The 10640-nt window shown below is 65.8% G+C and carries 11 protein-coding genes; 7 read left to right on the top strand and 4 right to left on the bottom strand.

From position 1 onward, the window contains the following. A partial coding sequence (locus ACEQZD_RS12275; protein WP_370185870.1) for a hypothetical protein occupies positions 1 to 467 on the bottom strand: 467 nt, incomplete at its 3' end. 116 nt (positions 468 to 583) lie between these two features. Between ACEQZD_RS12275 and ACEQZD_RS12270 the strand changes: the two genes are divergently transcribed. The 4 genes from ACEQZD_RS12270 (at position 584) to ACEQZD_RS12255 (ending at position 5552) form a co-directional block, all read left to right on the top strand. Further along, positions 584 to 1846 carry a 6-phosphofructokinase gene (locus ACEQZD_RS12270; RefSeq protein ID WP_370185867.1) on the top strand — a complete coding sequence of 421 codons (1263 nt, stop codon included), beginning with the start codon at positions 584 to 586 and terminating at the stop codon, positions 1844 to 1846. Positions 1847 to 1977: 131 nt separating this feature from the next. Then, the gene (locus ACEQZD_RS12265; protein WP_370185864.1) at positions 1978 to 4149 is read left to right on the top strand and encodes a TonB-dependent receptor; all 2172 of its coding nucleotides are present in this window, start codon (positions 1978 to 1980) and stop codon (positions 4147 to 4149) included. Between the two features lie 51 nt (positions 4150 to 4200). Next, a complete protein-coding gene (locus ACEQZD_RS12260; protein WP_370185861.1) occupies positions 4201 to 5358 on the top strand; it encodes a PepSY domain-containing protein in 1158 nt (385 codons plus the stop codon). Beyond that, positions 5358 to 5552 carry a hypothetical protein gene (locus ACEQZD_RS12255; protein WP_194855979.1) on the top strand — a complete coding sequence of 65 codons (195 nt, stop codon included), beginning with the start codon at positions 5358 to 5360 and terminating at the stop codon, positions 5550 to 5552. The genes ACEQZD_RS12260 and ACEQZD_RS12255 overlap by 1 nt, the downstream gene beginning before the upstream one ends. Before the next feature lie 22 nt (positions 5553 to 5574). On the opposite strand, the gene ACEQZD_RS12250 is transcribed toward ACEQZD_RS12255, so the two are convergent. Further along, entirely contained in the window at positions 5575 to 6468 is an 894-nt protein-coding gene (locus tag ACEQZD_RS12250) for a DMT family transporter (protein WP_370185858.1), read from the bottom strand. Positions 6469 to 6538: 70 nt separating this feature from the next. Here ACEQZD_RS12250 and ACEQZD_RS12245 point away from each other — a divergent pair, with 70 nt between their 5' ends. Together ACEQZD_RS12245 and ACEQZD_RS12240 are read left to right on the top strand one after the other, a co-directional pair. Continuing rightward, the gene (locus ACEQZD_RS12245) at positions 6539 to 7168 is read left to right on the top strand and encodes a DUF2459 domain-containing protein (protein WP_142949602.1); all 630 of its coding nucleotides are present in this window, start codon (positions 6539 to 6541) and stop codon (positions 7166 to 7168) included. 60 nt (positions 7169 to 7228) lie between these two features. Then, positions 7229 to 7810: a TIGR00730 family Rossman fold protein gene (locus ACEQZD_RS12240; RefSeq protein ID WP_370185855.1), complete on the top strand. Its 582-nt coding sequence runs from the start codon at positions 7229 to 7231 to the stop codon at positions 7808 to 7810. A 90-nt stretch (positions 7811 to 7900) separates the two neighbouring features. On the opposite strand, the gene ACEQZD_RS12235 is transcribed toward ACEQZD_RS12240, so the two are convergent. Then, positions 7901 to 9238 carry a uracil-xanthine permease family protein gene (locus ACEQZD_RS12235; protein ID WP_370185852.1) on the bottom strand — a complete coding sequence of 446 codons (1338 nt, stop codon included), beginning with the start codon at positions 9236 to 9238 and terminating at the stop codon, positions 7901 to 7903. Continuing rightward, on the bottom strand, positions 9235 to 9861 hold the full coding sequence (gene upp / locus ACEQZD_RS12230) for a uracil phosphoribosyltransferase (RefSeq protein ID WP_142949605.1): 627 nt from the start codon (positions 9859 to 9861) through the stop codon (positions 9235 to 9237). Before upp ends, ACEQZD_RS12235 begins: the two co-directional genes overlap by 4 nt. Before the next feature lie 180 nt (positions 9862 to 10041). On the opposite strand from upp, the gene ppa reads away from it, so the two are divergent. After that, positions 10042 to 10572: an inorganic diphosphatase gene (gene ppa / locus ACEQZD_RS12225; RefSeq protein ID WP_067610054.1), complete on the top strand. Its 531-nt coding sequence runs from the start codon at positions 10042 to 10044 to the stop codon at positions 10570 to 10572. The last annotated feature ends 68 nt before the right edge of the window (positions 10573 to 10640 follow it).

Raw genomic sequence — 10640 nt, 5'->3', positions numbered from 1 at the left:
ATCAACAGGCCGAACGCCATCGCCAGGCCCAGCAACGGGCCGATGGCGAAGGCGCGGTGGAAAATAAACGCCTGCACCGCCAGCTGCCAGCTCACCAGCAGCAGATAGACGCCCTCCAGTATCGACGGCGTGCCGCCGGCGGCGTGGCCGATCAGCAGCATCGGCAGGGCCAGCAGCGACAACGCGATATCCACGCCGATCAGGGCGATGGCGGTCTGCGTCCAGCGCCCCAGCAGGTTTTTGAACGCCAGGACCAGGGCGCTGGATCCCAGCAACAGCCCCATGGCCAGCAGCTGCACGCCCACCATCTGCGCCACCGACAGCCCGTCCTGGAGCGCGGCGCTGAGCAACTGGATCACCATCCACAGCGCCAGCAGAATCCCCACCAGGGGCGGCGCGTAGGGCATGTCTTCCGGCCCGCGGCGGAATACGCACAGGCGGGCGAATACGTTCAATAAAGCGTTCATGGTTCCTCCCGGCGCGTATTGTTCCAGAGCGCCGCGCTCGACACCATGCCCTGGCAGCCTGTTAGTGGCGCCCCAGGCAGGCTAAAATGCGCGCCAATTCAAGCAGGAGGTCCGCAATGGCGCGCAAAAACGCTTTCTACGCTCAGTCCGGTGGTGTCACCGCCGTGATCAACGCATCCGCCGCCGGGGTAATCGAAGCCGCCCGGGAGAACAAGCAGACCATCGGCAAGGTCTACGCCGGCCGCAACGGCATCATCGGCGCCCTCACCGAAGACCTGATCGACACCGGCAAAGAAAGCAAAGGCGCCATCGAAGCGCTCAAGCACACCCCCGGCGGCGCCTTCGGCTCCTGCCGCTACAAGCTCAAGGACCTGGAAAGCTCACGCCGCGAGTACGAGCGGCTGATCGAAGTGTTCAAGGCCCACAACATCGGCTACTTCTTCTACAACGGCGGCGGCGACTCCGCCGACACCTGCCTGAAGATCTCCCAGCTGTCGGAAAAAATGGGCTACCCGATCCAGGCCATCCACGTGCCCAAGACCGTGGACAACGACCTGCCGATCACCGACGTCAGCCCGGGCTTCGGTTCGGTGGCCAAATACACCGCCGTGAGCTGCCGCGAAGCGGCCCTGGACGTGGCCAGCATGTGCGCCACCTCCACCAAGGTGTTCGTGATGGAAGTGATGGGCCGCCACGCCGGCTGGATCGCCGCCAGCGCCGGGCTCGCCAAGGACAACCCGGACGACGCCCCGCACATCATCCTGTTCCCGGAAATCGCCTTTGACCGGAAGGCGTTCCTCAAGAAAGTCGACGACACCGTCAAGAAGGTGGGCTACTGCGTGATCGTGGTCTCCGAAGGCGCGCGCACCGCCGACGGCACCTTCCTAGCCGACGCCGGCACCACCGACGCCTTCGGCCACAAGCAGCTCGGCGGCGTGGCCCCGGTGCTGGCACAGATGGTGAAGAGCGAGCTGGGCTATAAATACCACTGGGCGGTGAGCGACTACCTGCAGCGCGCGGCCCGTCATATCGCTTCCAAGACCGACGTGGACCAGGCCTACGCCGTGGGCCGCGCCGCCGTGGAATTCGCCGTCGCCGGCAAAAACGCGGTGATGCCCACGATTGTCCGCAAGGACACAAAAAAGTACGCCTGGACCATCGGCGAGGCACCGCTCAGCAAAGTGGCCAACGTGGAAAAGAAGATGCCGCGCAAGTTCATCAGCAAGGACGGCTTCGGCATCACCCCCTCCGGCCGCGCCTACCTGGAACCGCTGATCGGCGGCGAATCCTACCCGCCCTACAAGAACGGCCTGCCCCAGTTCGCGCAGCTCAAGCTGGTGGCCGTGCCGAAGAAGCTCAACGACGCCTTCGAGGTGTAAGCGCCTTTGCGGGAGCGGGCGTGGCCCGCTCCCGCGCCCTCTCTCCCCTCCCCGAAAGAGAATGCAAGCAATTCTCATTTTGGGTAGAATTCCGCCCCGGAACTACCCATAACTCGAATTCGGGGCTCACCATGCGACATCCTGCTTTCCGGCTTTCCGCGCTTTCCCTCGCCATTCTCGCCAGCGGCGCCTTTCCCAGCGCCTACGCGCAAACCAGCGACGACGAAGGCAGCGGCGACAACACCCTGGCCCCGGTGGAGGTGCAATCCAGCGCCGATGCCTCCGAGGGCGGCCTGAGCCCGGCCTACGCCGGCGGCCAGGTGGCGGAAGGCGGCAGCATCGGCATCCTGGGCGCTCAGGATGTGATGGACACGCCCTACAACGTCACCAACTACACCGAACAGCTGATCGAAGACCAGCAGGCCGCCAGCGTCGGCGAGGTACTGCTCAACGATCCGGCGGTTCGGGTGGCGCGCGGTTTCGGCAACTACCAGCAGGTGTACCTGGTGCGCGGCCTGCCGGTGTATTCGGACGACATCACCTATAACGGCCTGTACGGCCTGCTGCCGCGCCAGTACCTGGCGTCGGAGTTCATCGAGCGGGTGCAGGTGTTCCGTGGCGCCAACACCTTCCTGAAGGGCGCGGCGCCGGGCGGCAGTGGCCTGGGCGGCGCCGTCAACATCGTGCCCAAGCGCGCGCCGAACCGGGCACTCAACCAGGTGACCCTGGGCACCCAGAGCGGCGGCCAGGGCTACGCCGCCGCCGATATGGCCAACCGCTCCGACGACGGCCGCTTCGGCATTCGTCTGAACGTGGCGCGCCGCGACGGCGACACCGCCGTGGATGGCGAGGAAGCGGAGCTGTCCATGGCGCACCTCGGCGTGGACTTCCGTGAAGAGGATTTCCGGGTGTCCGCCGATCTGGGCTTCCAGAAGCACCGCATCGACGGCGGCCAGCCTAACATTACCTTTCTTCCCGGCGTGCCGATCACCGATGCACCCGACGCGGATGAATCCATCGGCCAGCCCTGGACCTATTCGGACTCCAACGACGTCTTCGGCACACTCCGCGCCGAGTATGACTTCGCGGACAACATAACCGGCTGGGCCGCCGTGGGCGCGCGCCGGGGTGAGGAAAATTCAAGTTTCGCAAATCCCGATGTTGCCAATGCTGAAGGCGACTACACCGCGGGCCGCTTTGATACCGCACGGGAAGACACTGTGATCACCGGCGAGACCGGTGTTCGCTTCGCCTTCGACACCGGCAACATTGGCCATAAGGTCAGCGTTTCCGGCTCCACCTATGAGCTCGAATCCGACAATGCCTATGGGCTTTCGTTCGGCGGGGTGGCTGGCAATCTCTATGACCCGGTAACAGTGCCCCGCCCGGCAAATACATTCTTCGGCGGCGATCTTGATAACCCCGAACTGACGGCGCGAACCCGCTTCCAAAGCCTGGCGGTGGCCGACCAACTTTCCATGTTTGATGAGCGTCTGCTGGTCACTCTCGGCGCGCGTTACCAGAAGCTGAAAACCGACGATTACGACTACGACACTGGCGTGCGCAACGCAGACACCAGCTACGACGAAGACGAGATCACGCCGACCGTAGGGGTTCTGTACAAGCTCACGCCCTCACTGTCCGCCTACGCGAACTACATTGAAGGCCTGCAAAAAGGCGACAGCGCCGGCCTTGGCAATGGTGCCGTGAACCCCAACGAGAGGCTGGATCCCTACACCACCGAACAAGCCGAGGTCGGCATGAAGTATGATGGCGGCGGCTTGGGCGGCAGTGTGTCGGTGTATCGCAGCGAGAAGCCGATCGCCGGCCTCAACGCCGCCAACGTTTATGAAGTAATCGACGACCAGGAAAACACCGGCGTGGAACTGATGGCCTACGGCAACGCCACCCGGAACCTGACGGTGCTGGGCGGTGTCAGCTTCCTGGACGCGGACGTGGACGGCAACGACGCCATCGGCTCGCCGGACACCCAGGCCAACCTGAACCTGGAATACCGGGTACCGCAGCTGCCGGACCTGGCCGTGGACGGCCGCGTGATCTACACCAGCTCGCAGTACGCGGACGAAGCCAACGAGCAGAAGGTGGACAGCTGGACCCGTCTGGACCTGGGCGCGCGCTACCTGATCGCCCTCGGCGACAGCAAGTTCCTGACCCTGCGCGGCCGGGTGGAGAACGTCACCGGCGAAGACTACTGGGCCTCCGCCGGCGGCTTCCCGGGCGCCGGCTACCTGACCATCGGCGCGCCGCGCACGGTGCTGGTGTCCGCCACCCTGGACTTTTAAACGACAACTCAGGCGCCCCGGTATCAAACCGGGGCGCTCAGGCAGTCAAACATGCAACAGAGCACCATCCGCGCCTGGTCGGCGGTACACAAATGGACCAGCCTGATCTGCACGGCCTTCATACTGATGCTGTGCCTGACCGGCCTGCCGCTGATCTTCCACGACGAGATCGACGCGGCATTGGACGACAGCACCTGGCAACCGGCCAATCCGGACGGCCCGCTGTTGTCACTGGACCGCATGCTGGACGCGGCGCTGGAAAACCGGCCCGATCACGTGCCGCTGTTCATGAGCTTCGACACCGACCGGCCGGTGGTGAACGTCACCAGCGGGCCGACGCCGGACGCCTCCGACGGCGAGATGCATTTCGCCTCCTTCGACCGCACCAGCGGCGAGCTGGTCCCCGGCCACCACGAAGGCGGCGTGATGGACTTCATCCTGAAGCTGCACACGGACATGTTCCTGGGCCTGCCCGGCATGCTGTTCCTGGGGGCGATGGGCTTTTTGCTGTTTATCGCCATCGTGTCCGGCGTGGTGCTGTACGCGCCGTTCATGCGCAAGCTGGATTTCGGCACCCTGCGCACCGAACGCTCCAAACGCATCAAATGGCTCGATTATCACAATCTGCTGGGCGTGGTCACCGTGGCCTGGCTCACCGTGGTGGGGCTCACCGGCGTGATCAACACGCTCTCCACCCCAATCGTGGACACCTGGCGCACCCAGGCCCTGGCCGACCTCACCGAGGGCTACAAAGACGCCGCCGTGCCCACGCCGGATGAAATGGCGTCGCTGGACCGCGCCGTGGCCCAGGCCGAAGAGGCGGCGCCGGACATGACGCTGCAGTTCGTCGCCTTCCCCGGCGGCGGCTGGTCCACCGACCACCACTTCGCGATCTTCCTGCACGGCAACACCTCGCTGACAGAACACATCATCACCCCGGCTCTGGTGGACGCCCGCAGCGGTGAATTCGCCGACATGCGCGAAATGCCCTGGTACAACAAAACCCTGTCGCTGTCCGGCCCGCTGCACTTCGGCGACTACGGCGGCCTGCCGCTGAAAATTCTCTGGGCGGTGCTGGATGTGATCACCATCGTGGTGCTGATCACCGGCCTCTACCTGTGGGTGGCGCGCCGGCGCGCCAGCCCGGCCGGCGCCCGCGCGGAAAACGGCGGCGCCGTGCCGGCGCAGCCCGCCGGAGGCAAGCCCTGATGGACACGCAACGGGTCAACACCCGCAAAACGCCCTGGCAGATTTTCGCCACACCGACACTGATCGCGCTGTTGAGCCTGGTCGGCCTGCTGGCCGCCCTGCTCGGCAACGGCGTGTTCGACTGGGTGTCCTGGGTGGGCCTGGCGGCCCCGGTGGTGATCGTCGGCTGGGCCATGAAGGCGCGCCGCCGCTAAGCCAGGTCCGACGGCCCGCGCCTCAACGGCGCCGGTTCGAGTACAGGCTCAGTCCGGTGACCGTCACCAGGATCAGAACCAGACCCAGAATCTGCAGTGGCGCCAGGGTCTCCCCCAGCACCAGAACGCCGAATAACGAGGCCGTGACCGGCTCGACCATGGCGACGATCGCCGCCAGGGTGGGCGCGGTGCGCTTCAGGCCCACCACATAAAACGCGAACGACAGCCCGGCGCCGAGCACCCCGAGCAGGGCAAACAGCCACCACTGCGGGGCGTTCAACACCGCCACCGCCTGCGTGGTATCACTGGCGCCGAGCAGAATCACGCCGGCACAGCCCAACGCGATGGTAAGCACCGCCTGCGGGCTGCCCTGGCCGGCGGCGTATTTGAAGCCGTAGATAAAAACGCTGTAGGAGACCCCCGCCAGCAGCCCGAAGCCGATACCCGCCGCCGTCACCTTGCCGACATCCACGTTGTACAGCCGGGTGAGCAGCACGATGCCGAGCATCACCAGGGCGATGGCCAGCCCTTTGACCGGCGTGGGCCGCTCCAGCTTGAAGCCGAACGCTACCAGGTAGACGAACACCGGCGCCGAGTACATCAGCGTGGCCGCCACCGCGACGCCACCTTCGGCGATACTGAGAAAGTAGAAGCTGAAATTGCCCGCCACCCCCAGGCCGGCCAGGACCGCCCACAGCCACAGGCGGGGATGCCGGATACCGCTGCCGCCGGGGCGAATGGCGAGGTAAACACCCACCAGCACCAGCCCGACCGCCGCTCTGTAAAACGACACCACCGAGGCGTCCCAGCCCTGCTCGATCAGTATCCCGGCGATGCCGCCGGAGACGCCCCAACACAGCGCCGCCAATGCCACCAGCACCAGGCCGACGCCGGGCACCGTTTGTCCGCTCCGCATAACCACTCCCATCCTTGGTAGCCGGTGCGCGCCGGGTTACAACCGCCCGGCGTATCGCTAACATCGCCTCATGAAAACATTGATGGCCGCCCTGGTAACAGCGTTGCTGATCACACTGGCGCCGGAGGACGCGCGCGCCGGCGACGAGACCGCCACCGTGCTGGTGGTGCGCCACCGCTGGCACACCGGCATTGTGCTGCCGGCGGACCGGCTGGCGCCGCCGCTGGCGTTCCTGGACGAGCAGTTCAATGACCCGGTGTGGTACGAAATCGGCTGGGGCGACAACGACTTCTACCGCCGCACAGACAACCTCTGGCTGCTGGGCAAGGCGCTGTTCTGGCCCACCGACACGGTGCTGCACGTGGTCGGGCTGGACAAACACCCGGCGGACCTGCCGAACAGCGACGTGCAGGCACTGTGCCTGTCCGCCGAGGGCCTGGAACGGTTGCAGGCCGCCCTGGCCGGAGATTTCAAACTAAACGCCGACGGCCGGCCCCTGGCGGCGGACCCGGGCCTGTACGGCGACAGCCGTTTCTTTCCCGCCCGGGGCCATTTCTGGTTCGGGCGCACCTGCAACACCTGGACCGCCCAGCGGCTGCGCGACGGCGGCGTGGACATCCGCACCTTCATGACCCTGCGCGCCAAGAGCGTGATGGCGCAGATCCGTGATCACGGGCAGGCCGGCGCCTGCGTGGAATAACAGGTCTCTGGTATAAAGCGGGCTGCGTAGAGACCTTAATCCAGCGAGGAGAAACAACCGATGCGGAATCTGTGCGTGTATTGCGGGTCCAGCCCCGGTCGGCGGGACGACTATGTGGCGGCGGCGCGGGCGTTCGCCCGGGAGCTGGTGGCGCGGGATCTGGGGCTGGTCTACGGCGGCGCCAGTGTGGGCGTCATGGGCGCGGTGGCGGACGCGGTGCTGGCCGAGGGCGGCCGCGTTACCGGCGTGATCCCGCAAGCGCTGCAGGAGAAAGAACTGGCCCACCCGGGCCTCACCGAGCTGCACGTGACCGGCTCCATGCACGAACGCAAGACGCGCATGGCCGAGCTGGCGGACGGCTTCGTCGCCATGCCCGGTGGCGTCGGCACCCTGGAGGAGCTGTTCGAGATCTGGACCTGGGCGCAGCTGGGCTGGCACCACAAACCCTGCGCGCTGCTCAACGTGGCCGGCTACTACGACGGCCTGGGCACCTTCCTGGACCACGCCACCGAAGAACAATTCTTGCGCCCCCACCACCGGGGCATGCTGATCGTGGAATCACAGCCCGCCGCCCTGCTCGACCGCATGAGCGCCTACCAGCCCCCGCAGGCCAAGCAATGGGTGAAGAAAGACGAGTTGTAACGCGCAAGGGAACAGACTTGGTGGAGTGAGCCCTTGTGGGAACGGGCCCAGCCCGCGAAAGGCCGGCTTGCCGGCCGGCAAAGGTCGCCCTTAAGAGTCTCTGGAATCCTGCCGGTGGCTGTCGCCACCTTTCGCGGGCGAGGCCCGCTCCCACAGATCACCCTCGCCCCTGGCGTGGTTAAGCATATCTTCGACGTATTCCTGTTCTTCGTGGAGGTCGTCGGCGGTGGCCGGGGCGGCGGGCAGAATCTGATTCAGAATCACCGCCACCAGACCGCACAGGCTGATGCCCTGCAGGGTGAATTCGCCGTTGCCCATCACCATGCCGCCGATGCCGAAGATCAGCGTCACCGCCACGATCACCAGGTTGCGCTGGGCGTGCAGATCCACCCGCGCCTTGATCAGGGTGTTCATGCCGACGCTGGCGATGGAGCCGAACATCAGGATCAGAATGCCGCCCATCACCGGCGTGGGGATGCTCTGCAGCAGCAGGCCCACCTTGCCGATGAACGCCAGGCTGATGGCGAACACCGCGGTCCAGGTCATCACCACCGGGTTGAACACCTTGGTGAGCATCACCGCGCCGGTCACTTCCGAATAGGTGGTGTTGGGCGGGCCGCCGAACAGGGCGGCGGCCATGCTGGCGACGCCGTCGCCGGTGAGGGTGCGGTGCAGGCCCGGCTTCTTGATGTAGTCCTTGCCGGTGACGTTGCTGATCGCCAGCACGTCGCCCACGTGTTCGATGGCCGGGGCCAGTGCCACCGGCACCATGAACAGAATCGCCGGCCAGTGGAAGGTGGGCGCCACGAACTCCGGCACCGCCAGCCAGCTCGCCTGTTGCACGGCACCGAAATCCACCATGCCCAGGGCCAGCGCGGCCAGATAACCGACCACCACGCCGCACAGGATCGGCAGCAGCCGGAACAGCCCGTGGGCCAGGGTCGCCACCAGCATGGTGGTGAGCAGCGCCACCATCGACACCAGCAGGGCCTCGCCGTAGGGAAACACCCGCTCGGCGCCGTTGCCGGTCAGCCCCATGGCGAAGTTCACCGCGGTGGGCGCCAGGCTCAGGCCGATCACCATGATGATCGGCCCGGTGACCACCGGCGGCATCAGCCGGTGCAAAAAGCCCGGGCCGCGCCACTTCACCAGGGCGCCCAGCACCACATAGACCACGGCCGTGCAGAACAGCGCGCCCATGGTGGCGGGAATGCCCCACTGCTCGACGCCGTGGGCGATGGGCGCCACGAACACGAACGACGACGCCAGGAACACCGGCACCGAGCGGCGGGTGATGCCCTGGAACAACAGGGTGCCCAGGCCGGCGGTGAACAGCGCCACGCTCGGGTCCAGGCCGGTGAGCAGCGGCATCAGCACCATGGCGCCGAACGCCACGAACAGCATCTGGGCGCCGATCAGAATATTCATTTGGTGCCGAAGATCTTGTCGCCGGCGTCGCCCAGGCCGGGGACGATGTAGCCGTCTTCGTTAAGGCCCTTGTCCACGGACGCGGTGTAGAGCGTCACGTCCGGGTGCGCCTCGTGGACGCGGCGGATGCCCTCCGGCGCCGCCACCAGCACCAGGGCGCGGATCTGGCTGCAGCCGGCCTTCTTGAGCATGTCGATGGTGGCGACCATGGAGCCGCCGGTGGCCAGCATCGGGTCGATCACCAGCGCCAGGCGCTCCTCCAGGCCGTGGGCCAACTTCTCGAAATAGGCCACCGGCTCCAGGGTCTCCTCGTTGCGGTAGAGCCCCACCACGCTGACCTTGGCGCTGGGAATCAGCTCCAGCACGCCGTCCAGCATGCCGATGCCGGCGCGCAGAATCGGCACCACGGTCACTTTCTTGCCCTTGATGCGCTGCGCCGGCACCGGCCCCATCCAGGTGTCCACCTGGTAATCCTCCAGCAACAGGTCGCTGGTGGCTTCGTAGGTCAACAGGCTGGCCACTTCCGCGGTGAGCTGGCGGAAGCTGCGGGTGCTCAGCGAACGCTGCCGCAGCAGCCCCAGCTTGTGCTTGACCAGGGGATGGGCAATTTCATGTACATGCATGGTGTCGGGCTCCTCATACAGACGCGGGGCGATTGTACCCGCCACGCCGCCGGGAGGCACCGTCCGCTACGACTTTCGGCGATTAGCCAGGCGGGGCGCGCGGTTGCTATAATCCGCGCCCGTTCATACAGGGCACCGCCACGGTCCCTGCCCGATGACCAATCGCTTAAAGGACAGACCATGGATTTTACACAGGTACCCGCCGGGAAAGACGTTCCCGAAGATATCTACGTCGCCATTGAGATCCCGGCCAACGCCGACCCGATCAAATACGAGATCGACAAGGACAGCAACGCTATCTTCGTCGACCGTTTCATGGCCACGCCCATGTTCTATCCGGCCAACTACGGGTACATCCCCAACACTCTGTCCGAAGACGGCGATCCGCTGGACGTGCTGGTGGTCACCCCCTACCCGGTGGTGCCCGGCTCCGTGATCCGCTGCCGCCCGGTGGGCGTCCTGAACATGACCGACGAAGCCGGCAAAGACGCCAAGCTGGTGGCGGTGCCCCACACCAAGCTCACCAAGCTCTATGACGACGTCAAGGAAGTCACCGACCTGCCCGAGCTGCTGCTGGCGCAGATCAAGCACTTCTTCGAGCACTACAAAGAGCTGGAAGCCGGCAAATGGGTGAAAGTGGACGGCTGGGCCGACGCCGCCGCCGCCAAAGAGGAAATCCTCAAGTCCGTCGCGGCCTTCGAAAAGAAATAACACCTGTTCGAAGCTCGCTTTAGGAGCGGGCTGTGGGAGCGGGCCCTGCCCGCGAACGGGTGGCGCCA

Source organism: Alloalcanivorax sp. (assembly GCF_964221125.1).
Taxonomy (GTDB): Bacteria; Pseudomonadota; Gammaproteobacteria; order Pseudomonadales; family Alcanivoracaceae; genus Alloalcanivorax; species Alloalcanivorax venustensis.
The sequence above is the reverse complement of the archived record's forward strand: the minus strand, read 5'-3'. Positions and strand labels throughout refer to the sequence as shown.